The organism is Neobacillus sp. SRL179 (assembly GCF_984799095.1).
The window spans coordinates 2,438,429-2,461,161 of the sequence record NZ_OZ481792.1; the positions used below are offsets into that span (position 1 = coordinate 2,438,429).

Consider the following 22,733-nt stretch of genomic DNA (forward strand, 5'->3'; position numbering starts at 1 on the left):
TGCCTAATAACAGCTTAATATTGTTGTTATCGGGCTTTGTATTTGCATGGGGAGGGGAAACAAAAACGTGTTTATTAACCATAAGGTAATTGGAGAAGGATATCCCATTGTTATGTTGCATGGTTGGTCACTAGATCATCAGGTGATGCTGCATGCAATGGAACCACTTTTCGAGAAAAGAAGCGGTTGGAAAAGAATATACATAGACCTGCCAGGAATGGGGCTTTCCGAACCACAAACATCAATCAACAACTCAGATGATATGTTAGAAGCCGTGATGCATCTGATCGACGAGATTATCCCAGGTCACCCGTTTATCGTTTGCGGTTATTCGTATGGGGGGTACATTGCCAGAGGGATCGCCCATTCACGACATGACAAAGTTCAGGGCTTAATGCTAATCGCACCCATGACAATACCTGAATTCGATAATAGAGTAGTCCCACCAAAGTCCGTTCTAAAAAGAGATAGCGAGCTGATATCACGTTTGTCGCCAATGGACGCGGATGAATTTTGCTCCATCGGGGTCATGCAAGGTCAAAGGGAATGGGAGAGGTTCCACAAAGAAATATTACTTCCTTCTAAACTCAAGAATGATGAGCTTTTAAACAAAATCCGTCAAAATGGATATGGCTTCACCTTCGATATTTCATCAAAACTTGAGTGTCCTACGCTTATTATAACAGGTCGGCAGGATCATGTAGTCGGATACCAAGATGCCTGGTTACTAATGGAAGATTACCCTAGGGCGACTTTTGCTGTACTTGATATGGGTGGTCATAATTTGCAAATCGAACAAGCGGATCTATTTAACGCATTAGTTCATAACTGGTTAAACAAACTGGAAGCGGAAAATTTCTGACCAGGTGAAACTATTTGCGTTTTTTACCAACAGTTGGACTATTAGATTACTAGTCAATATGAAATATAAAAGAAGTGAAACGAATTAAAGCTGGAACACTAATCATTTAGGTGAATATCCTGATTTATGGGAGGTGGTTCATATGAGGGACTCGATCAAGCAATTAGCTGAACAGTTTATCGTTTCCCATTATCCCAATTCAGATATAGCCTGGATAGGTGGGAGTTCTGTTCATGGAAATTTAACAAAGGAATCTGATATTGACTTAATTATAATCGACGAAACAGAAACAACAAGACTTGAATGTTATCAATTTCTTGGATGGAAAATAGATGCATTTATTTTTACGGCTTCAGCTCTAGATATTCAATTTCAGATGGCTAGAAACGCAGGGATACCCACCATCCTTATAATGTGTGCCGAAGGTCTACTTATAGAAGATAAACAAGGAGTTGGGGAAAATTTTCAACAAGAGGCAAAAAAACTTTATCAACAGGGTCCGCAGATATGGGATAAGGACAAAATAAATGAAGCAAGGTATCAAATTACAGATCTTTTGTCAGACTTTAGAAGTTCAGAAAACTTTGAAGAAAGTTTATTTATTTTAAATAAGTTAATAGATACGTTAGCTGAACTGGTTCTAAGGGCAGAAGGCAATTGGGTTGGTGAAGGAAAGTGGCTTGCCAGAAGCCTTAAATCATATGATAAAGATATGTGTGGGAAACTAGCTAATTATACAAAAACATACATGAATACAAATGATAAAACTGAACTGATTTCATTCATTCAATCTACACTTAATAATTATGGTGGAGAATTGTTTGTTGGTCATAAAGCCTTCTTTTTTTAGAAAAAATAACACAGTACAAATATACTAGCTATACACAACCATTTGAGACGATTACCCCAAAAGTAATCGTCTCTTTCTTATTCAAAATCTAATGAATTAACAAAAGAAAGTGCGGAAGGTATCCGACAAGATTTAATGAAAACATCTGAGGCTATTCGTGGAATCATTGGAAAATCACCGTCTCTTTTAAGAACACCATTTGGAGATACCGATACCAAGGTCATTAATGTTGCGCGGGAACAACAATACAAAGTGATTATTTGGTCCATTGATACTTTAGATTGGTCACAGAAAGATTATGCACATATCGAAAAAAATATTTTTGATAATGTAAGAAACAAGAGATATCATCCTCATGCATATAAAACTGAAACCGCAAAGCAGTTCCGACGATTATAAAGGACTAAAAGGGAGGGGTTTTGAAATAGTAGACGTTGCTACCTTATAAATACCAATCCATATCATGAATGAGGTGAGGATTTTGGGGTCAGTCCCCCAGTATATTAAAATTAACGTGCTGGGGGACTGACTAGCATTTGCAGCACTAATGACGTCTAAAACAATATTAAGATATAAAAAGCCTAATCCCTCCATGTTTTCATTGGGGAAATAGGCTTAATATTTCATAATCGTGGCTTATGGCTTGGGGCTATTTAAGTATCATTCAAATTAACACGTTCATTGATTTCGCTGACTTGTTGTTTTTAATAGAGCAGGTCAATTGGTTGCCGTGCCAGCCGCTGACATCGCATTGACCGAATTCATTATCACCGACAGCCACCACGGTACCGTCCGATTTAAGGCCGACAGTATGAGCACAACCCGCCGCAATCGCTACTATATCGTGCCAGCTACTCACATTGCATTGGTTATGCTTATTCAAACCCACAGCCACCACGGTGCCGTCCAATCTAAGGCCGATGGTATGATTACTACCCGCCGCAACCGCTATCATGCCGTGCCAGCCGAGTACATCGCATTGGTCATGCTTATTAAAACCTACGGCCACCACGGTGCCGTCCGATTTAAGTCCAACGGTATGAAGGTAACCCGCAGCAACTGCTACGATGTCGCACCAGCCGCTTACATTGCATTGTCCATACCGATTATTCCCAACAGCCTTCACCGTGCCGTCCAATTTAAGACCAATGGTATGCCAGTCGCCGGCCGCAATCGCCATAATATCTTCCCAATCGTTTACATTACATTCACCTTCATTATTTCGGCCGATAGCCACCACCGTGCCATCCGATTTAAGACCAACGGTCCGACACCACCCCGCCGAAACCGCTACAATATCGCGCCAGTCGCTAACATTGCATTGTTCGTGCTTATTCCAACCAACAGCCGCAACCGTACCGTCCGATTTAAGACCGATCGTATGAGCATTCCCCGTGTTCGTCGCCATATGAACATTCCCCGCTGCGACAGCCACAATATCGCGCCAGCTGCCTACATCACATTGGCCATATTTATTATCACCGACAGCCGTGACCGACCCGTCCGATCTAAGAACAACGGTATGCCGACGCCCAGCCACAATGGCATTCTTAGGCAACCTTTTTTGCTTCAGATTTTTGTCATAAGGATTTCGAATATCCATATTCATTTCCTCACCTCACTACTAAGTATATCAGTTTGAACCAAAAGTCTTACGTGAGTTTACTAGAGGGAAGAGTGGAATTAATGGCTTAGCTCCCTATACCAATATATGGTGGGTGTACATCGTAGCAGCAATTAAGATTTATGTCGTGTGGAGATTATTAAACTCATCTTACGGGAGGGGAATGTTAGCCATTCGTGAGGATGATTTAGCTGTAGAAGCAGTTGGTGTGAATCTTTTAAAACATAAACTTTTATCCTTTGGTATTGGCGCGTTTTTTGCAGCTATTGGGGGGAGCGTTATACGGACATTTAATTTCGGCCATCAATCCCAATATGTTTTCTTACTCCATGACCTTTGGTCTTGTGATGATGCTCGTTGTGGGCGGTTTAGGCAGTATCAGGGGATCCATCCTTGGTGCCATTCTTATTACGTTAGTTCCAGAGTTAATATTAAATAAATTGGAACGAGGAATTGAAGTCTTTGGATTTCAGTTGCCACAAATGTATGGAGTTAGTCAAGTAATCATGTCTGTAGCTCTACTTATTATTTTAATAATCAAACCTAAAGGGTTGTTAGGGAAGTAATTCCTTAAATGATGGGGAGGTGTTGAAGAAAGGTTTTGGAATTAGATTTTAAACCAAACTCAAAAAAATTTAATTTGAAAACGGTGGAATCATAGTTGAAAAAAATATTGGTATTGATTGTCGTTTTGACGCTAGCCCTTTTTGGTTGCAGTAGCAAGAGTTCTACGAATGAAGGTAGCAGCAGTAACAAAAGTGGAGGTAAAACAATAATAGAGCCGCCAACTTAGGGGCAGTCGAAACCACTTATGGCCCAGCTCGGACAACAAGCCACGTCGAATGTACCCCTGAGGAACGAGCTGCTATGGGAATACCTGAAGGTTTGGTTCGCCTTTCAGTTGGGATAGAGGATGTTGAAGACCTCATAGCCGACTTAGAACAAGCGTTTAATCATCTTCTTAAAACTCCCTCAGTTTAATACGATTTTCTCCCGAATACTCGCTTATTCGCAGGATTTCATATCCCTTTAAATTGGTTTAACGGATAAAAGAAATGATTCTAGTTCATTGTGGCTTCGTGAAGGCATAGTTAAATAGAGGAGTTAAGCGAAACTCCATATTTTACCATATAATGTACATGCTCCACGCCGCCCCTGGAGGCTTTCCCTCCCATGTCTCAACGGGTCAATTGCCCTCTCATTCCTTCGTCATGCCTATTCCAAGGGGTGGAGGCCAGTAATGCTAAACTGATGGGTCTGTGCCCTTATGTTTAAGAAATCTGGTACTCCGTACATATTTGAAATCCTACGAATAAGCCAAAATTCGGAAAATACACGCTTGCTATATTATAGTTACCATCGTAAAGACGACAAAAATCTTCGATTCTTAAGTGATTAAGCAGCCAGCGGTGATAACGGTTGAACTTTATCAGGACAATAGGATTCATTTCGTCGAGAAATTCCAACAAAAATCCTAGCTAACTTGCCTACCAACTTCATAATTGATTTCATTTTCTTCATTTTCTTCACTTTAACATTATGATTGTGTATTGCTTTAAATTCTGGGTTGTTCGCCACTAAGCTCATAGTCGCTAAGAAGAGAAAACGCCGTAGTCTCGACCTTCCACGCTTTGAAATGACAATTTGTCCTTTCCACTTACCTGAACTTGCTTCGGCTAAGTGTAATCCTGCATGGCGGAGTAGAGAATTACCATGAGAAAAGTTGCTTAAATCTCCAGCCTCACCTAATATGCCAGCTAAAGAAATTTCACTTATTCCTTTTATGGTAAGTAACTGCTTAGCGAATGGGATCTTATTTAATACATCTATTACTTGTTTTTCAACTCTTTCGAGTTGCGTTACAGCTAAATCATATTCCTCTAATAATTGCTCAAGGTGAAATTTATACGCATCAAGTGCTTGTCTTGTGCCAACGGATTTCCTGGCTACTTGGAGAAGTAATATAGCCTTTTTTAGTCCAGGTTGCCTCTTCATAATTGATTTCCAACCTGCAATAACATCGTGAGGCTGCAGTTTCTCTAATTCCATCGGGGATGGGAATAAACGAAGGGTTGCGATTGCCCCTTTAGCTTTAATATCTTTAAATACCTGTCGTAGTTCTGGAAAGACAATATCTACCCAACGATTTAATTGATTAATTGAACTAACGAGGCGTTTTACTACTACATCACGGTTTGACATAAGGACCCTAAGTTTTTCGAATGATTCTGATGTATACCTAACTTCAGAGTAGTAACCGTTCTTCACCATATCAGCGATAACTAAAGCATCCTTTTTATCGCTTTTTGATTGAGTATTATCACGGTTTTCTTTATTTCTTTTTACTAGATGTGGGTTTACTGTTACTACTTCAATATTCTGTTTAAAAAGCCATTTTGAAAGATTGATCCAGTAGTGTCCTGTAGGCTCCATCCCAACTATAGCTTCATCCAGGTTATTTAATCTTTGTAGATTTTTAATCCATTTTAGTAAACTAGCAAATCCCTCTTCATTATTTTTGAAAGTAAGTGGATCTCCGACCACAATTCCACGGAAATTTACAGCTCGAGCAACATGAAATTGTTGAGCAATATCTACACCGATAATAAGATGTCTAACAGAAATTCTTTCTATTAGTTGATTTTGTTTGTTTTGCATTTTAAACTTCATAGTAGGGTTCCTCCTAAAGTTGTGAGTTAGATTGGTCTCTATACTCATATCTTACTGAGGAGCCCTATTTTTTTCAAAGTCGAAAATAGCGACCTACAGGAATGCTAGAACAACCATTTTATAAATAGGGTAAAGATGGAATAAGTATTGAACCTTTACTAGTGAAATTAACTAGCGAAGTTTTTTTTCTTCTCTTTTGTTAATGATGATGAAGATGAAAAGGAATAAGATATCGGCGAGTCCATTAGTCTTACACTATGCTAAGACTTTAATGTAGAGGGGGACTGATCATAATTTTAAGAGCTTCTCAGAGACGGGAAGCTCTTGTTTTTGTCATCTATACAAATAACTCTACAAATTTAATTTCTCATTTAAAAAGAAAAATTAATCAAAATGGAAGGTATATTACTTTTTTGTGGGAAAAATTTTTCAAATAAAGTAGAATTGTATTTGTAAAATTCTGAACCTGTGAAAGATTATCATAATTATTTTAAGAATAACCCAACCTACTGATAGGTAGAATGTAAATGCGCATAAAGGAAATGTTCATGAATAAAACTCACCATGAATCGTTCCAAAAACTGACCTATTTATATAATTATAAGGGAATTGAGGACGATTTACTATTTGGTATTTACTTGTTTTATAAAAACGCACGCTTTACAAGGGAAGGGGGAAACAGGACCGTGTTCATTAACCATAAGGAAATAGGAGAAGGATATCCCATTGTTATGTTGCATGGTTGGTCACTAGACCATCAAGTGATGCTGCATGCAATGGAACCGCTTTTCGATTACCCTTGTGACTTTTCGATTCACCACCACCAGAAAAACCTAAGTTAATAAAAACTATTAAAGCAATAAAAATACCTACAATTCCTATTATTTTTTTCTTTTTTTCCATTTTAGCCGTCTGAAGAAACTAGCCATCGGTTTATGCTTTTAACGGAAGACGTATATTCGGTTCAAGAAGGATTTCCACGTCTGCCAATTGTTAATGGAACAATGGAGGTAACTTACAAATTACCTTTAATGATCCTGAAAGAATATTTAATTGAACATATTGAAATAAAAGCAAACGTAAGTTAGTCTCAAGGAGGTATTATCTGTTCTTCCGTACTAGATCTTATTGAAAAATTATAAGCCAGTGGGATGTCTGGCTTATAATTGTTTTAATAATAATTATTCCTCCCAATTATTTTCCCAAGTACATATGCATCTAGCCAATGTTGCAATCGTTCAACAGGCCGTTTTTTTCTTCAGCGTAATAAGGTTCATAATAGGGAGCCATTATCTCATCCCAGTGGGTTTTGTTTATCGAAGGGGGCATTGGAACGTCCAATGCGAACGCAGGCCAAAACAAGATTTTGTAGGGGGGGTGTTCCTTCAGATAGCTATTGTCCAAGATTCCAATCGCCTCTTCACAATCCTTTTTGGTACATAAACCACATCGAATTCTCGTCGTAATGGTCACTGTACCCAAATTGAGCTGATCCGCAATGTCTTGAGTGATCTTCATCAGTTTAATAAGCGTATAAGTTTGAATTCTTGCTGCTTTTCAAAACAGTGTAGCCATCGATTTGGGGGTTGGTCGCCATCACTCTGCTTGGATTCAGATAAATATTTCTTTTGTCGAGATAATACCGGGTGTCATTTGACCTTTATCTAATCGATTTTCATTACGCCAACTTTTTTATCAAGGAAATACCATTAACCTTTGTTGAGCAGCCAATCCGTCTTCATCACACCATCTTTTTGCAGGTAATACTATTTACCGCAGACAGGTCCCCTGTACCACTTCGTCCGCATCGTGCCGGTGTTGATGCAGGGAAAATAGTTTGATTTTTTCTAAACACTCTATTCGAAGGAATTGCCGATTTTTGTGTAATGGTTGTAGTGGTACCACTTCCCGTTCATTTGCTTCTAATCTTCGAGAAAAAATAATAAATTACTAAAGGCTGAATACTAAATAAAAAGGAGAGTACAAACAAGAAAATCTCACATCCGAAGTTATTGTATATCTACCGGTTTCTTCCGTATTATAGATGGTAGAGTACGAGTCATCTTAAAAATGGAAGATGAAATCTAGAAGGAGTTAACTGCATGTTATTTTGGCTTTGTTCAAATTGCATCTTTCTTACTGGAAAACGGAGCAGATATGGTTGGTTGTATAGAAAGAACAAAACAGGGTTGGCATAATCATATATCCTTTTGTTTCCAGAATATAAATATAATCTATAGAATGTTCTGTAATATTAAATTATAATTGTTTATAAGGAAAATAATGGGAGGGTATTTTATGTATTTGAAGTGGTTTGGTCATTTAGGAACTTTAGGATCATTAATAGGAATTATCTTTTTAATAAAGGGAAATGAAAATCCTTCTGCATTTTTAATGGGGTTCTTAATTTGTCTAGCAATAATTTTATTTATTTTAGCTATTGTGTGGGAGATGAGGTTAAGTCAGAAAAATAAAGGGGTTTATTGTAAAAACGAGAAGGAGATTAATGAATATATGTTTCGTTGGATTAATAAAGGTGGAAGAGTCACTATTTTTACAAGAGACATGAGTTGGGCAGAGGATGATATAGTTATTAAGGATATGTTACTTAAAAAGGCTAAAAAAAATGAGCTAACAATTATATTAGCTAAGAATAAAGGGTTGACTAAGAACTTAGAACAAAATGGGGCTAATATATATACATATGGAGAGTTAGGGTATACCCCAAATTCTAGGTTTACAATTGTTAGAACAGGAAGAATTGATAGTAAAGTTGCTATAGGAAAAGAGCAAGATGGTAAACATTTTATAGAAGAATTTTCAAGTGCAGATGGTTACCAATTCCATATAGCAAATGACCTTGTGAATTTCTTAATGAAAAATAATCAAGTTAATAAAAGAAAGGTTAACCAAAATGCAACAAGTTAATCCTAAAACCAATAAAGAAATTGCAATGGAATGGGATGAGATTTCTGAAACAAGATTTAATCAAATTAATAATAATAAAGATTTGAGTTTTAATTTTATTCTCAAGCCTTGTATTTTTAACTTAATTGACTCTTGTAATAAGGAAAGTGTTTTAGATTTTGGCTGCGGTACAGGAAATCTAACAAGATACTTAGCAGAAAGATCTAACAAGGTCGTTGGAATTGATTTGAGTCCATCTAGTATAAACATTGCTCTTAGACATTTTAACAAAATAGAAAATTTAAGTTTCATTAATAGTTCGATAGAAGATTATTCAAATAGAAATAACAAGGCTCATTTCTCTTTGGTCGTGGCTAATATGGTTCTAATGGATGTTACAAACCTAGAAGGTGTAATAAAAGCAATTAGGGGTATTCTTGAAAGTGGTGGAAACTTTGTCTTTACAATAACCCATCCATGTTTTTGGCCATTTTACTGGAATTATTTCAAAGAAGAATGGTTTGACTACAAGGAGGAGCTTTTTATAGAATCACAATTTAAAATATCATTAGATGAAAATAGTCAAAAAACTACTCACTTACATAGACCTCTAGAAAAATACATTAATGCTCTATGTAAGGAAGGTTTTATTATTGAAAAAATAGTAGAACCGGTACCGAACATTGAAAACTTATCTTTATTTCCAAAAAAAGATAAATACCCAAGGTTTTTAGCATTTAAAACTAAATTAGTTTAGAGAGTTAACAATTTACTTATAAATTCATTCCAAATTCAGGAAATTAGTTTGAAGATGAACAACTAATAAAACAAAGTCATTTACTGCACAGTACAAATATCCTTGTAACTAAATACAACTTATAAGGGAAGATCACTTTTTTAGTGTTAGACTAAATACTACGTAACTTTTGTCTTTACTTTGTGAAATTTTGGTCTTTTCTTAAGGAATGTAAGGTAATATTCTATCTTACTTTCACAATCAATCCATATTGTGGAGCAATATATTAGTAGTTTAATGCTAATATTAAGAACACAAAATTCTAAATAATGTATAAAAAATACATCCAATGTATGAAATGATTTAGGATTTATATTCGTGAGAGAAATGAGGTTTATAGATAAATGAATAAATTAGTTGTTAGTTTTAAGGACAACTTTTTATCTAGGTTATCAACAGAATACAATCAAGGGATTATTGATATGGTTTCTGATGCTCCTAAAAGTATAGTTAATTTCAATAATGTAACGGCGCTTAAAAAAGGACAAAAATATGTTAGACACACTGACTTAATTTTCAATAAAGCAATTGCTAAACTTTTTTATAACCTATTGCAAGAAAGGCAAGTAGATTGTAGTTTTGGACAAGATAGACATGGACGATGTATTTATATAAAGAAGGAGCAACGCTACATTCACTTTATGTCCCAAGAAAAGCTTGTTGGATTTCCTAATGTCCCGTGGTATAAAGAGTTTAATAAAGAAAAAAATAGAATTATTTGGAATACATATGTTGTCTTAATAGAAAATAGTAGTATTGCACAGGATTATGTTTGCAAAATGAATTCAAATGTTAATATTCGAAACAAATTTGTGACTATTGAAGAGTTTACTACTTCATACTTAGGAATAGAATTATGGAAAGACATAAACATTACTCTTAATGATATAGAGACCGAAGCGAAAAAATATAAATGGTTTGACCTTGCTAATATTTGTACGACATTAAACAAAGAGGAATTCCTAAAGCAACTAGAAAACATTTTAATAAATTTTGATTATAAAAAAGAAATTTCAGAATGTGGTATATCTATCGATTCTGGATCAGTATTACAAGAAAATTTTATTCTTAAAAAGAGAGTCAAAACCATGTTAAGTTTAGAGGATTTTGCAGTATCTTTTTTTACATCTGAGTGGATGTTCAATAATTATTTTTATGATGATTGCTTGGACAAAACATATGTTATTGCAGGCTATCTTAAGTCGATAGAACAACTTTTAATTTACTGCATAACTCAAACTGAAACAGAATCAAAAATAAGTGTTCCTGCAAAAGGGGGGAAGTTTAAAAGTATAAGTGTTAAATCAGAAGACTTCTATAAAGCTACTTTAGGAAATATGATATTTTTTCTAAAGCAATATGAAAATAGAGATGTGTTCTCAAAAAGTTTAAGTTTCTCTTCCATAAAAGCAATTATAAAGATTATTTCTGATTGGGTTCAAAGAGAACGAAATGGTTACTTTCATAAGCATAATATTGATAAAGTTAAAACTGTTGAAAGTGTTAGGAATAGAACCCTATTACTATACTATTTGATTTTAGGATCTCTTGATATTAAAGGGGAGATTAAAAACAAATAAAGAAGAGTATTATAATATAACATTATGAATTAATGAGCAAAGTAATATTATAAGAGTATTTTGATTTTGATTGGGATCTATGGATATAGATAAAAAAAGAGATAGCTAAATCACCCAAAAGGACGAGTATGCTTAGCGTAACCGTTGGCAAATTATCAAAATATAATCTAAACAGATTGGAGAATCTGTATTATGAGTGAATGGGATTTCCTATGGGGTTTAACTGGAAAAGAACTTGAAGATGCAATGACATCTGGCGGCACAGCTAATGATTGGGCTTATGTTGAAGAACTAGAGAGAAAAAAGCGAAAGTTAGAGTGGAAAAAACTTAAGTCCTTGCGAGATGGTGGACTAATTTCTAAAGAAGAGTTTAAAAAAAGAAAAACAGTTTTATTTTCAGATGATATTAACGTTTAATTGTGATATTACTTGAATAATTGGTGTCTAGTTGACGTGTCTCCCCAATCTACGTTTGACTGAAAACAATCAGAAATCCACTCATATGTTGACCAAGGAGTTGTCGAAAGTGGCAACTTCTATTTTGAATTTTGATATATCACAGATAATACAAACAAAATGGATGAGAATAAACTAATATCACAAAGTTATTTGCTGCACAGTACACCGATACTATTCAATAGAAAATGATATCCAGCATTAAGGTGTGATGGCAAGGAAAACTATAAACCTAATTCCCCCGTAAAAATTTGGGAGGATTACACTATTTATTTAAAAAACGTCTCTATTGGTAATCTCGCTAAAAGTAAGTGGTATATTTTATTGCGATTGCCGGAAAAAAGAATGGTAGAATGGATACATTTTTGTGGCTGTTAGGATAACAAAAAGCTAACATTTTGCTAATGGAATCCAATGGAAATGGATAATTTCTTGTTAAATATGTTACAGAAAAAGTAAGCAAAACCTCGATATACCACACTTTTCCACACTATGTTTTAGATATTAAACACTGGCGGCATGTTTAAAATAGAGTAGCTCTTTGCTTGGGCTACTCTATTTTTACATATTTCCAGCTATTCCTCACCTTACTAAACCAACGTCTTTATTTTTTCGGTTCTTTACTTCATCCATTTTTGAATAAAAGCTTTCTTCTAAATCAATTTCAAAGTAATTGGCCATTTTAATAATATAGGCTAAGCAATCAGCAAATTCTTTCCCTAGATCCTCTTTGATTGATTCTTTCGCTAAATTAAATGCCTCTACTTCATCTCTACCTTCTAATATATGACTATTAGTCAAATTAAAAGCTTTTCGAAGTTCTTCTGCCACTTCAGCTACTTCTGTTGTTAAAAGCATGTAATTATTGAGAAGGGAAGAACGGGTTCTCTCATAATTATCTTTATTAATTTCCCATTTCATTTCTTCATGATATTTTTTTGCGAATTTCTGCATTTCTTTCACTGCTGCACCTCTTTAAAAGTTTATTATCCTAAGATTAGCTAAGTTCTAAGTTCAATTGACAAAGGCCCTACAAAAAACTCAACAACAAGATGACGGCTATTGGAACTATGACAATAAAATAGCCCATCGGGTTCCCAAAATTAATCGTCCAACCCACACCAAATCTTTTTTCAACAAAGATGGATGGATCCTGTCTGTTGACATAAAAGAGACCACCAAACCAATAAGAATCCTCGTCGAAATCGGTTAGGTCCTCTTCGGGTTCATCAATGTTCCGTTTATCTGAACGTCCTACCTTAATGGCAAACACAACGGTTCCAGCAAGTATAGCGACAAGGAAAATGATAGGTGTGGCCATAATCATATTTCCTGCTAATAAGTCTGGATGAATCGTTTGCAATTGAAAGAAACTGAACATTACCGTGAGCAAAAAGCTAACGAAAAACATAAACCAGCTTGAATATTTGCGTAAAGTAAGTTGGCGTGTCCGAGAGGCATTGGTTCCGGTTGCACTTAATTTAATGCCGGATTTTTTCGTTCCTGCTTGTATCCCTAAATACATAACTTGCATGATTAATAGGATCAGTGGCAAGGTGATAGCTGACAGATGAGTTTTTTCAGTGAAGGCATCACCTTTGCCGTTTATTCCCCAGTGAGTGGGAATCTGTTCTGGTAAAAGGTCATACTGAAGGAGCGTATATCCGATGACTCCCAAAGTAATGAAGATGGGTAATAAATAGACATACCAAGGAAGCATTTCATCCTGCGATCGAACTGATAAATCAGTGATTTTCACTTGTTTTAAATTTTCCGTCCAATTATTTTCCCTTTTTAATTGATCCGTCTTTCCATGAAAATAAAAATAGAGGGAAAGGCTGAAAAGAATGATGCCAAATTGAATGACCACTCCAACTAAGACCAGTTGTTCTTCAGCAGGGCCGGTGAGAAGGACCCATAGGAGATAGCTTGCTAATACCACTAATGATAGAAGGGAAACCAATATGGTATATTGCTTTTTGAAGTAGGCAAGCTTTTGGTTTTTTAAGTATTTTTCTGGGATGGTAATCCCAAATATAACTGTTCTTTTGGCTAAAAAAGGAATAGCGATGTGAATTCCAGCTAGAATTATCGCGATTAGTAGAAATATGGCAACCGTCATTTTAATTCCTCCTTGTTAACTGAGATTTTTATTGCTGTTTTTTAATTCTTTAATGATCGAAGTGAAGAATTCGTGGATTTGTTGTTCAGTCATTCCCACAACAAACGATTCAGAAATGAGTAATTGATAATCAGATTTCAATCGCGAAAGTGCCGCTGCATTGAAGTCTTGTGGAGACGAAATTACTGCTCCAGATTTTGGGACGATTCGGATGATTCCCTTCTCTTCTAATTGATGGTAACTTTTATTAACAGTGTGCATATTTACGCCCAGGTCTGCAGAAAACGACCTGACGGAGGGGAGAGAGTCACCTGGCAGAATCGCACCCTTTGCAATTCCTTCGATAATTTGATTGGTGATCTGTTGATAAATGGGAATATCGGATTCCGATTCAATTCGAATAATCATGTTCGTTCCCTCCAATCTGTTATAGATATATTATAACACTTCTGTTCTACTATATCTATAACAAAGATAATGTCATGTTAGTAAGTCCCTTCAAACAATATCTCTCTTAATGTAATCCATTACATTCTATTTGAAGAAATCGTGAAATGAAATGAACTAACTGGGCCGACTTTGACATATTTATAGAAAAGAAAAATATACTTTAGTAAATTTGAAATCGATTTCATTCTAATCTTATGAACTTATTCTGAAAGTGGGAAGCATCATGGTAAATATCCGAAGAGTGGCTGAAAAAGCAGGTGTTTCCGTTGCAACTGTTTCAAGGGTTCTTAATAACACGGCATCGGTGAGTGCGAAAACGAGGCTTAAAGTGGAACATGCGATTAAAGACCTGAAGTATGAACCAAGTATGTTAGGAAGAAATCTTCGAAACTCAGAAAGTCGACTTCTATTAGTGCTAATTCCAAGTTTTTCGAATCCCTTTTACTCTGAAATTATCAAAGGGATTGAAACGATTGCCATTGCCAACCATTACAACATTCTCCTCTGTGAAACCGCCTCTGACCCACAGCGCGAAAACATTTACTTTAACATGGTAAGAAATAAAATGGCGGATGGTATCATTTCGATGGACCCAACCATCAATAAACAAAAACTCAATGAACTTGCTGATCAACATCCCATTATCCTTTGTAGTGAGTACGAAGAAGGCGGTTCTATTCCTTATGTCACCATCGATCATAGACTGGCCGCTTACCATGCCGTGAAGCATTTGATTAAAATTGGAAACAAGAAAATCGCCCTCATTAATTCGGATGAAACGTACCTTTATGCCCGCCAGCGTAGAGAGGGATATGAACAGGCCTTAAAAGAATTTGAACTGACCATTCGAAAGGAATGGATTGTTCATACGGAACATTTAGATTTTGAACAAGGTGTTCATGCGATGCGGAGATTGCTGCAATTTAACGAAAGACCAACAGCTGTATTTGCCGTATCTGATACATTAGCGATTGGTGCATTAAAGGAGATTAATGGCAGAGGATTACGTGTCCCGGATGATATCGCCATTGTCGGTTTTGATAAAATCAGCTTTTCCAATATGACAAATCCCACACTCACAACAGTTGCCCAGCCGATGTATAAAATGGGATGTACAGCAGCCAACATGCTGATCAATCGAATTAAAGAGAACCAGGTGGATAGCATTGTATTGGAACACGAATTGGTGATTCGTGAATCAACCATGGGCTAACGGGGTTTGGATTATTGAATGTAAGGGGGTACGAAAGTTGGGCATAAAAGTAGGAATCATTGGATGCGGCTCGATTGCAAAATTCCGCCATGCACCAGAGTATAAAGCAAATCCACATGTCGATGAAATTGTCTTCTTTGACCGTAATCTTGAACGTGCGAAAGCACTGGCAAAGGAATTTGGCGGTCGGGTGGTGGAAACAGTGGAAGAACTATTGTCAGATCCGACGATCATCGCGGTTAGTGACTGTTCATCCAATGAATCCCATCATATTCATTCTTCGAATGCGTTAATACATGGCAAGCACGTCTTATGTGAAAAGCCTTTAGCCATCAACGTGGGTTGTGCAGAGAAAATTTTAGAAGCTCAAGCGAGATCCGGCAAGAAATTAATGGTCGATCATAATCAGCGATTTACAAAGGCTCATCAAAAAGCAAAAGAAATCATTGATAAAAAAGAGTTAGGTGAAGTGCTAACCTTCAAGACTTCTTTTGGCCACCAAGGACCTGAAAGCTGGGGAGTAGATAAATCGAATGCGACTTGGTTCTTTAAAAAAGAACGATCACATTCGGGTGTAGCTGGTGATTTAGGCATTCATAAGATCGATTTAATCCATTACTTATTGAACGATGAAATTAGTGATGTTCATGCCTTCCACGGGGCACTTGATAAAGTAGATGAAAAGGGAAAACCGATTGAGGTTTGCGACAATGTGGTGTGTGCCCTAAAGACGAAAAAAGGCCGGTTGGGAACTGCCTCCTTCTCCTGGACCTATTATGGTTCGGAAGATAACTCAACCACCATCTATTGTCAAAAAGGGATCATCAAAATCTACCAACATCCCGAAAATCAGTTGATCATTGAGAAGAAGAATGGAGAAGTGGTCAACTATCAACTCGAGATGATTCAAACCAATGATAACCAAACCTCTACCGGAGTGGTTGATTCCTTTATCGATGCGATCCTGCACAATCGAGAACCAGATGTAACAGGCGAACAGGCACTTGTCTCACTTAAAGTGGTAGAGAAAATCATTGGTTCTATCTAAGGGATTATTTTCTCTATTGAATAATCAATAAAAGGAATATTCACTTTCTTATACTATAAATGTAACGGATTTCATACTATAGGAAAAGAGACCGTCATACTAAAGTCATACTCTCTAAGAATACTACTGTTATTTTGTTAACCATTGATATTTAAAGGAGGTTGTCATGTTAGGTCAGCTTGCCATCAATTCTAATACGTACCATGGTTATTCGTTAGAAGAGGCCGTTAAAGGAGCTAGGAATGCAGGCTTTACGCAAATCGAATTGGCTGCAGTGAAAGATCATACAGCACATGTTTTACCGGACATGTCGGCGAAAGAGCGAAATCATGTGAAAGAATTGCTTCGTGATTACGGAATGAAATGCGTCGGGATTGGTGCACATAGTAATGTTATGAAAGAAGAGGGCATCACCAATCTATTAAAAAGTATTGACTTAGCGGTTGAATTTGATTGTCCCTATATCATCACCTCCACTGGTGATGCCCATAACGATGCAGACGTCATTGAAGATCAGACCGTATTAAGAGCGAATTTAGAACCCATTATTGAAAAGTGTGAAAGACTGAATAAAACGCTCGTCCTTGAAACGCATGGTAACAATTTTCCAACAGGCACCTCGTTAAAAAAATTAGCTCAGTCACTGAATAACCGGGTCAAAATCAATTACGATACAGCGAATGTCATCTTTTTTGCGAATACTCTCCCCTATGAGGATTTAGCCGCTTCCGTTGATTATGTGGAATTTATCCACTTAAAGGATAAGCTTGGTTCTTTTAATGAATGGAATTTTCCGGCGATTGGGGAAGGGGATCTCGATTTTCCTAAAATTTTTGAAACGCTCAAAGACGCAAACTATAAAGGCCCTATTAGTGTGGAGATTGAATTTACGTCTGCAGGTCCTTCGAATCTTGAGGAAGTAAACCAAAGTGTGAAAAGGTCTTTCAGCTATCTTTCCAAAATAATCGGCTAACCGTGGGGGGAAGTGGAAGCCATGAAGAATATTGGGCTCGTGGGCTTAGGGTTTATGGGCAAGACTCATTTGGAGGCTTACCGGAAAATTGAAAATTGTCAGGTGACAGCCATCTGTACGAGAAATAAGCTGGAAAACGATCAAATACCGAGCTATTTCAAAGGAACCCTTATGACAGATTATGAAGAATTGCTGAAACATCCAGACATCGACATGATCGATATTTGTTTACCCACCTATTTACATGAAGAATTTGTAGTTAAGGCAGCCAATGCAGGAAAACATATCATTTGTGAAAAACCGTTAACCTTAACGTTGGATTCAGCTAATCGAATTGTTGATGCCATTATGAAAAATAAGGTAAAGCTGTTTGTCGCCCATGTGCTGCGATTTTGGCCAGAATATCAGATGATCAAATTGTATAGTGAATCAAACAAATTAAAAGAGATTGAAATCGTTCATGCGAGGCGATTGGGTCAGGTCCCTGCCTGGAGTCAGTGGTTTCAGGACCCTGAAAAAAGCGGCGGTGCACTGTTTGATCTCCATATCCATGATATTGACTTCGTTACTTATTTGCTTGGTCAAGTTGATACTGTCTATGCAGTTGGAACAAAGAACAAGGATGGGGCATGGGATCATGTGATGACTACACTGACATGTAAGAATCAGAGTAAAGCCTTTGTAGAAGCATCGCAGCGAATGCCCAGCGGATTTCCATTTTCTTTTAGCTTAAGGGCCCAAGCTGCCCAAGGGACAGTCGATTTTACGGTGGCAGCTGGTGAGAATATTGAGAACATTCATGAAAGCAATCAACAGTTTACTTATTACACGAACAAGAAGAAAGCTTCGATTGCAATAGAAAAAGCGGATGCCTTTCAAAATGAGCTAGCCTATTTTGTGAAATGTGTAGACATGAACCAAGAGAACGATGTGATTCCTTTAGAGGACGTACTCTATACCTTAAAGTTGCTAAAGGCCATTGAACAGTCTTTAGAAACAAGACAAGAAGTTCGGGTAGAGGTGATCAATTGACCGGAGTGAGCCCTTAAATTTTTTGAAAGCGCTTCTTTCGGTTGATTGTTTAGGAAAGGTTTCATTCTATTTTTACTAGATTAAAAATAAGGGGGTTTTTGAATGAAGAAGGCTTTATCTCTACTGTTGTTGATGGCATTGATTATGGTTCCACTTCTTAGTGCCTGTAATTCAAACAAAGAAACGGCAAGTGATGATGAGGGGAAAACGGGTGACAGTGGGTCGAAAAAGCATAAGATTGGAATTCTAGCACCAGCTGTTACCCATGGATGGGTTGCTGCGGTTGCCTACAACGCAGAAATCCGTGCAAAAGAACTATCCGGAGAGGTAGAATACAAGATTCAGACTAGTAATAATGCCGAAGAAATGACTTCCCAATTAGATGATTTAAAAACATGGGGAGCGGAAGCGATTGTGGCTTTCCCTCAATGGGAAGGTATGGAGGTCCCGATCAAGCAGGCACTGGATGAAGGGATCAAGATAGTCAACTTTGATATCAAGATTGATGTGGATGGCGTGTACAGGGTCGCTGGCGACAACAAGGACATGGGGGTCCAGGGAGCAAAATATATTGTCGATAAAATTGGTAAAGAAGGAACAGTTGCGATTCTCGAGGTGCCTTCCTCAGGTTCCGTTTCAGAGCTGAGAAAAGCAGGATTTGTCGATACCCTGAAGGAGTTAGCCCCAGACATGAAACTGATTACGAATGCCACGCAGTTTACACGGGAAGATGGGTTGAAGGATTTTGCTGATATTTTGACAAAGAATCCAAAGATTGATGCCGTATACTCTATGGATGATGAAACTTCGATTGGTGCCCTACAAGCCATCAAAGAAGCAGGAAGAAAAGATATTAAAGTCGTTACTGGCGGCGGCGGTATGCAGGAATATTTTAAAATGATGCCGGAAAATAATGATATCTTCATCGAGTCTGCTCTTTATAGTCCAGCCATGGTAAAGGATGCAGTAGATGTTGCACTAAAGTTATTAAAGGGTCAAACGGTACCGGAGGAGACGATCATTCCGACAACCATCGTGGATAAATCCAATTATAAAGATTTCCTTGACGATAAATCCCCGTATTAATCTCTTATTCTATAGGAACTAAAAAAGAGGGGGTATGGCGCAGCTATAGCCCCTCTCTCTACAAGGGGCTCTTAGTAGAACCTTGATGAGATTGTCACTTTAGCTTGTTAGTATTATATTGTTTCATTTACCGTAAGGCCAGAAAACAAGTTTGGAAGGTAAATGAGAGCCCTGTCCATTTACCGTAAAGCAAAAATCTTAGGTCCCAAGGTAAATGAAAGCCCAGTCCATTTACCGTAAAGCAAAAATCTTAGGTTCAAGGGTAAATGAAAGCCCTGTCCATTTACCGTAAAGCAAAAATCTTAGGTTCGAAGGTAAATGAAAGCCCAGTCCATTTACCATAAAGCAAAAATTTTATGTCCCAGGGTAAATGAAAGCCCAATTCTTTTACCAATAAAGGTAAAAAATAGCTTTCTTCAGTAAATGTAAAACCAGTTCAAAACCTAAACCAATTAAAAACAGCAAATTAACTTAGTCGTTAACAAGGGGCTGGAGGTAATGTCATGATCATGGAGATGAACCATATTCGAAAGTCTTTTGGAAGCAATCATGTTCTTAAAGATGTCTCGATCACCCTAAAAGGCGGCGAAATATGTGCCTTGCTGGGTGAAAATGGTGCCGGAAAGTCGACATTGATGAACATACTAGGCGGGGTTCATCAAATGGATGAAGGCATGATTACCCTTGATGGCAATCAGGTACAGTTCAACACGCCTGCACAATCACAGGAAGCGGGAATTGCCTTTATTCATCAAGAATTGAATCTCATTAATGATCTGCCCATCTATGAAAATATGTTTCTTGGGAGAGAGTTAAAAAACAAATGGGGACGTCTGGATCTTGAACAAATGATTCATGAGACAGAAGAAGTGTTCAAAATGATGGGTGTTCACTTGGATCCTAAAACAATGGTTCGTGACCTTGATGCCTCCTATAAACAGATTGTGGAAATCTGCCGGGCGATGATGATGAAGGCATCATTTATCATTATGGATGAACCGACGACATCCTTAACTGATCAAGAAATCGAACGAGTATTTACGATGATGAGAACTTTAAAGGCCAACCATGTGGGGATTATTTTTATCTCACACAAATTAAATGAAATACTGCAAGTTTGTGAGAAATTCATCGTTCTACGTGATGGACAACTCGTGGAAGAAGGACAGGTGAAGGATGTCAGGACGGAAGACCTGGCACGATTCATGGTCGGATATGATGTAAGAACGGAACCGCTCCTGCGCGAGAAGAAATTCGGAGAGGAAGTATTGCGAGTAGAGGGACTTACCAATAAGCAGGCATTTCGCCATATCAGTTTTTCCATCCGAGCGGGTGAAATCCTGGGTGTTACAGGACTCCTTGGTGACGGACGTAGTGAACTTTTTCAAGCCATCTTTGGAGCAGAAAAAGTATCAGCGGGTAAAACTTTCTTGAATGGAAAAGAAGTCAACATCAAAAGTACAACACAAGCAATCCATCATGGGATTGCCTATCTACCAAGAAATAGGAAAGAAAATGGAATCATCAAGGATATGAATATCATTGAAAATGCCTCGATTGTCACGTGGCCTAAATGGTCAAAACGCGGTGTCATTCAGTCGCGAAAGCACGAGGAGGATTTTGACAAACAGCGCCAAGCACTAAGAATCAAGATGGGAAAGCTGACAGACAGCATTACTAGTCTTTCTGGAGGAAATCAGCAAAAAGTGGTGTTAGCCAAGTGGCTCGCGGCCGGTCCTAAGCTGCTGATTTTAGACAATCCAACTCAAGGTGTGGATGTGGGGGCGAAGGAAGATATCTATGATATCATCCTAAAACTTGCCGAAGAAAACATTGCGGTCGTCGTGCTTTCGAGTGAAGGGCAGGAAATTATCCGCGTATGTGATCGTGCACTTGTCATGTACCATGGTGTGATTCAAGGCGAAGTGGCTGGAGAGGCAATGAATCTGCATAATATCATGAGTTTAGCAACGGGTGGACAGTTGACTACTGGAAGAGAGGAGGAAGTGAGTGATGGAAACGGAATTGGTCAAAACAAATAAAAACTTTTTTAGATGGTTTCGTGCAAAATGGACAGAAGTCCCGTTGTTTAGTACAGCCATCGCCTTCTTGATTATGGTCATCCTGCAGACCTTGGTTCTAGGGTTTAATTATGATTCGATTGGCAGCTGGTTTCAATCCTGGTTGAATAACTGGATCAATATTCTTCGAAATAATGCGAGTATCGGGATTATTGCTTTAGGCATGACGCTTGTCATTATGACGGGAGGGATTGATTTAGCTGTCGGTTCTACGTTGGTTGTTACGGGTGCTTTTTCTATGATCCTTCTCGACACTAGTACCAAAGGAATCTTAGGAATCTTGGGAATGACAGGAGTTCCTGCGTTTGTCGTGACCATCCTTTTAGTGGTGTTATTCGGCTATTTGTTAGGTACACTAATCGGTGTTTCGATTACGAAGGGAAAGGTCCCACCCTTTATTGTGACTCTGGGTGCGATGATGATTTTCAGAAGTGTTACCCAGCACTTCATGCAAGGTTATAATCCAAAGGTACCAATGGAATTTTTACAGATTGCGAGTTTCAAAATGGGAAATTATATGATCATGCCCATCATCTACTGGGCCATCATTGCCTATATTCTTTACTATGTATCGAAGCGAACGACCTTTGGAAGACAGATTATTGCGGTAGGATCGAATGAAAGAGCAGCGAAACTTTCTGGTGTCCATGTAGATAAAGTCAAGGTTCGTGTGTATGCGCTAATGGGACTTCTGGTTTCGATTGCCGCCATTATTCAAGTTTCTCGGATTGGTTCAATGGACTTTTCGAATGCAGGAAGAGGAATGGAAATGGATGCCATTGCTGCTGCAGTGGTGGGTGGAACGAGTATGATGGGCGGAAAGGGATTGATCATCGGAACTGTTTTTGGGATGTTGATCATTGCCGTCATGAACAATCTATTAAATTTATTTGGAGTGCCACCTTTCTTAAGAGAGGCATTTAAGGGTGTGATCGTCATTGGCGCCGTCCTTTTGCAAAGGAAGGAGAAAACTTTATAGGACC

Annotated in this window: 20 protein-coding genes and 4 pseudogenes; 19 read left to right on the top strand and 5 right to left on the bottom strand. The window is 37.7% G+C overall.

Translation table 11 applies throughout. The features are described 5' to 3' along the window. The first annotated feature begins 67 nt into the window (after positions 1-67). The 3 genes and pseudogenes from AC4E8C_RS12020 to AC4E8C_RS12030 all read left to right on the top strand — a co-directional run. Positions 68-862 (top strand): alpha/beta fold hydrolase, encoded by a 795-nt coding sequence (locus tag AC4E8C_RS12020; protein WP_490212539.1) that lies wholly within the window; start codon positions 68-70, stop codon positions 860-862. Between the two features lie 142 nt (positions 863-1,004). After that, positions 1,005-1,712, top strand: coding sequence for a nucleotidyltransferase domain-containing protein (locus tag AC4E8C_RS12025; RefSeq protein ID WP_490212328.1), 708 nt, complete (start codon positions 1,005-1,007; stop codon positions 1,710-1,712). A 102-nt stretch (positions 1,713-1,814) separates the two neighbouring features. Next, positions 1,815-2,111: pseudogene (locus AC4E8C_RS12030) on the top strand (polysaccharide deacetylase family protein); the annotation flags it as partial. A 265-nt stretch (positions 2,112-2,376) separates the two neighbouring features. On the opposite strand, the gene AC4E8C_RS12035 reads toward AC4E8C_RS12030, so the two are convergent. Further along, a complete protein-coding gene (locus tag AC4E8C_RS12035) occupies positions 2,377-3,315 on the bottom strand; it encodes an RCC1 domain-containing protein (protein ID WP_490212540.1) in 939 nt (312 codons plus the stop codon). Between the two features lie 148 nt (positions 3,316-3,463). On the opposite strand from AC4E8C_RS12035, the pseudogene AC4E8C_RS12040 reads away from it, so the two are divergent. The 3 genes and pseudogenes from AC4E8C_RS12040 to AC4E8C_RS12050 all read left to right on the top strand — a co-directional run. Then, a pseudogene (locus tag AC4E8C_RS12040) lies at positions 3,464-3,559 on the top strand (hypothetical protein); the annotation flags it as partial. 34 nt (positions 3,560-3,593) lie between these two features. Beyond that, complete coding sequence (locus tag AC4E8C_RS12045; RefSeq protein ID WP_490212649.1) at positions 3,594-3,902, top strand: hypothetical protein; 309 nt, start codon at positions 3,594-3,596, stop codon at positions 3,900-3,902. Positions 3,903-4,110: 208 nt separating this feature from the next. Next, a pseudogene (locus AC4E8C_RS12050) lies at positions 4,111-4,317 on the top strand (PLP-dependent transferase); the annotation flags it as partial. 414 nt (positions 4,318-4,731) lie between these two features. Here AC4E8C_RS12050 and AC4E8C_RS12055 read toward each other — a convergent pair. Then, entirely contained in the window at positions 4,732-6,006 is a 1,275-nt protein-coding gene (locus AC4E8C_RS12055) for an IS110 family RNA-guided transposase (protein ID WP_490212329.1), read from the bottom strand. Positions 6,007-6,692: 686 nt separating this feature from the next. Here AC4E8C_RS12055 and AC4E8C_RS12060 point away from each other — a divergent pair. The 6 genes and pseudogenes from AC4E8C_RS12060 to AC4E8C_RS12085 form a co-directional block, all read left to right on the top strand. Next, positions 6,693-6,800 (top strand): annotated as a pseudogene (locus AC4E8C_RS12060) (alpha/beta fold hydrolase); the annotation flags it as partial. An 852-nt stretch (positions 6,801-7,652) separates the two neighbouring features. Then, entirely contained in the window at positions 7,653-7,847 is a 195-nt protein-coding gene (locus AC4E8C_RS12065) for a hypothetical protein (RefSeq protein WP_490212330.1), read from the top strand. A 457-nt stretch (positions 7,848-8,304) separates the two neighbouring features. Then, positions 8,305-8,934, top strand: coding sequence for a hypothetical protein (locus AC4E8C_RS12070; protein ID WP_490212331.1), 630 nt, complete (start codon positions 8,305-8,307; stop codon positions 8,932-8,934). After that, positions 8,921-9,670 (top strand): class I SAM-dependent methyltransferase, encoded by a 750-nt coding sequence (locus AC4E8C_RS12075; protein WP_490212332.1) that lies wholly within the window; start codon positions 8,921-8,923, stop codon positions 9,668-9,670. The genes AC4E8C_RS12070 and AC4E8C_RS12075 overlap by 14 nt, the downstream gene beginning before the upstream one ends. 383 nt (positions 9,671-10,053) lie before the next feature. After that, entirely contained in the window at positions 10,054-11,289 is a 1,236-nt protein-coding gene (locus AC4E8C_RS12080; RefSeq protein ID WP_490212333.1) for a hypothetical protein, read from the top strand. Positions 11,290-11,481: 192 nt separating this feature from the next. Next, positions 11,482-11,706, top strand: a complete 225-nt coding sequence (locus tag AC4E8C_RS12085) for an SHOCT domain-containing protein (protein ID WP_490212334.1) — start codon at positions 11,482-11,484, stop codon at positions 11,704-11,706. Positions 11,707-12,327: 621 nt separating this feature from the next. Here the strand turns inward: AC4E8C_RS12085 and AC4E8C_RS12090 are convergent. From AC4E8C_RS12090 to AC4E8C_RS12100, 3 genes are all read right to left on the bottom strand, one after another. Beyond that, the gene (locus tag AC4E8C_RS12090; protein WP_490212541.1) at positions 12,328-12,699 is read right to left on the bottom strand and encodes a MazG nucleotide pyrophosphohydrolase domain-containing protein; all 372 of its coding nucleotides are present in this window, start codon (positions 12,697-12,699) and stop codon (positions 12,328-12,330) included. 76 nt (positions 12,700-12,775) lie between these two features. After that, positions 12,776-13,867, bottom strand: coding sequence for a DUF1648 domain-containing protein (locus AC4E8C_RS12095; protein ID WP_490212336.1), 1,092 nt, complete (start codon positions 13,865-13,867; stop codon positions 12,776-12,778). Between the two features lie 15 nt (positions 13,868-13,882). Next, positions 13,883-14,275 (bottom strand): GntR family transcriptional regulator, encoded by a 393-nt coding sequence (locus tag AC4E8C_RS12100; protein WP_490212337.1) that lies wholly within the window; start codon positions 14,273-14,275, stop codon positions 13,883-13,885. A gap of 265 nt (positions 14,276-14,540) precedes the next feature. On the opposite strand from AC4E8C_RS12100, the gene AC4E8C_RS12105 reads away from it, so the two are divergent. The 7 genes from AC4E8C_RS12105 to AC4E8C_RS12135 all read left to right on the top strand — a co-directional run bounded on the left by AC4E8C_RS12105 (position 14,541) and on the right by AC4E8C_RS12135 (position 22,729). Further along, complete coding sequence (locus AC4E8C_RS12105) at positions 14,541-15,530, top strand: LacI family DNA-binding transcriptional regulator (protein WP_490212338.1); 990 nt, start codon at positions 14,541-14,543, stop codon at positions 15,528-15,530. Positions 15,531-15,567: 37 nt separating this feature from the next. Further along, positions 15,568-16,578 carry a Gfo/Idh/MocA family protein gene (locus tag AC4E8C_RS12110; protein ID WP_490212339.1) on the top strand — a complete coding sequence of 337 codons (1,011 nt, stop codon included), beginning with the start codon at positions 15,568-15,570 and terminating at the stop codon, positions 16,576-16,578. A gap of 166 nt (positions 16,579-16,744) precedes the next feature. Next, positions 16,745-17,551 carry a sugar phosphate isomerase/epimerase family protein gene (locus AC4E8C_RS12115; protein ID WP_490212340.1) on the top strand — a complete coding sequence of 269 codons (807 nt, stop codon included), beginning with the start codon at positions 16,745-16,747 and terminating at the stop codon, positions 17,549-17,551. 21 nt (positions 17,552-17,572) lie between these two features. Beyond that, on the top strand, positions 17,573-18,583 hold the full coding sequence (locus AC4E8C_RS12120) for a Gfo/Idh/MocA family protein (protein WP_490212341.1): 1,011 nt from the start codon (positions 17,573-17,575) through the stop codon (positions 18,581-18,583). A 102-nt stretch (positions 18,584-18,685) separates the two neighbouring features. Continuing rightward, a complete protein-coding gene (locus AC4E8C_RS12125) occupies positions 18,686-19,669 on the top strand; it encodes an ABC transporter substrate-binding protein (RefSeq protein WP_490212342.1) in 984 nt (327 codons plus the stop codon). Positions 19,670-20,172: 503 nt separating this feature from the next. Continuing rightward, the gene (locus AC4E8C_RS12130; protein ID WP_490212343.1) at positions 20,173-21,711 is read left to right on the top strand and encodes a sugar ABC transporter ATP-binding protein; all 1,539 of its coding nucleotides are present in this window, start codon (positions 20,173-20,175) and stop codon (positions 21,709-21,711) included. Next, positions 21,683-22,729 (top strand): ABC transporter permease, encoded by a 1,047-nt coding sequence (locus AC4E8C_RS12135; RefSeq protein ID WP_490212344.1) that lies wholly within the window; start codon positions 21,683-21,685, stop codon positions 22,727-22,729. The genes AC4E8C_RS12130 and AC4E8C_RS12135 overlap by 29 nt, the downstream gene beginning before the upstream one ends. The last annotated feature ends 4 nt before the right edge of the window (positions 22,730-22,733 follow it).

Excerpts from the sequence above, each read along its gene's own strand:
- AC4E8C_RS12035 (WP_490212540.1), bottom strand. The coding sequence starts at position 3,315 with ATGGATATTCGAAATCCTTATGACAAAAATCTGAAGCAAAAAAGGTTG.
- AC4E8C_RS12115 (WP_490212340.1), top strand. The coding sequence starts at position 16,745 with ATGTTAGGTCAGCTTGCCATCAATTCTAATACGTACCATGGTTATTCG.
- AC4E8C_RS12025 (WP_490212328.1), top strand. The coding sequence starts at position 1,005 with ATGAGGGACTCGATCAAGCAATTAGCTGAACAGTTTATCGTTTCCCAT.
- AC4E8C_RS12100 (WP_490212337.1), bottom strand. The coding sequence starts at position 14,275 with ATGATTATTCGAATTGAATCGGAATCCGATATTCCCATTTATCAACAG.
- AC4E8C_RS12095 (WP_490212336.1), bottom strand. The coding sequence starts at position 13,867 with ATGACGGTTGCCATATTTCTACTAATCGCGATAATTCTAGCTGGAATT.
- AC4E8C_RS12125 (WP_490212342.1), top strand. The coding sequence starts at position 18,686 with ATGAAGAAGGCTTTATCTCTACTGTTGTTGATGGCATTGATTATGGTT.
- AC4E8C_RS12135 (WP_490212344.1), top strand. The coding sequence starts at position 21,683 with ATGGAAACGGAATTGGTCAAAACAAATAAAAACTTTTTTAGATGGTTT.
- AC4E8C_RS12130 (WP_490212343.1), top strand. The coding sequence starts at position 20,173 with ATGATCATGGAGATGAACCATATTCGAAAGTCTTTTGGAAGCAATCAT.
- AC4E8C_RS12080 (WP_490212333.1), top strand. The coding sequence starts at position 10,054 with ATGAATAAATTAGTTGTTAGTTTTAAGGACAACTTTTTATCTAGGTTA.
- AC4E8C_RS12085 (WP_490212334.1), top strand. The coding sequence starts at position 11,482 with ATGAGTGAATGGGATTTCCTATGGGGTTTAACTGGAAAAGAACTTGAA.
- AC4E8C_RS12090 (WP_490212541.1), bottom strand. The coding sequence starts at position 12,699 with ATGCAGAAATTCGCAAAAAAATATCATGAAGAAATGAAATGGGAAATT.
- AC4E8C_RS12120 (WP_490212341.1), top strand. The coding sequence starts at position 17,573 with ATGAAGAATATTGGGCTCGTGGGCTTAGGGTTTATGGGCAAGACTCAT.
- AC4E8C_RS12070 (WP_490212331.1), top strand. The coding sequence starts at position 8,305 with ATGTATTTGAAGTGGTTTGGTCATTTAGGAACTTTAGGATCATTAATA.
- AC4E8C_RS12075 (WP_490212332.1), top strand. The coding sequence starts at position 8,921 with ATGCAACAAGTTAATCCTAAAACCAATAAAGAAATTGCAATGGAATGG.
- AC4E8C_RS12105 (WP_490212338.1), top strand. The coding sequence starts at position 14,541 with ATGGTAAATATCCGAAGAGTGGCTGAAAAAGCAGGTGTTTCCGTTGCA.
- AC4E8C_RS12055 (WP_490212329.1), bottom strand. The coding sequence starts at position 6,006 with ATGAAGTTTAAAATGCAAAACAAACAAAATCAACTAATAGAAAGAATT.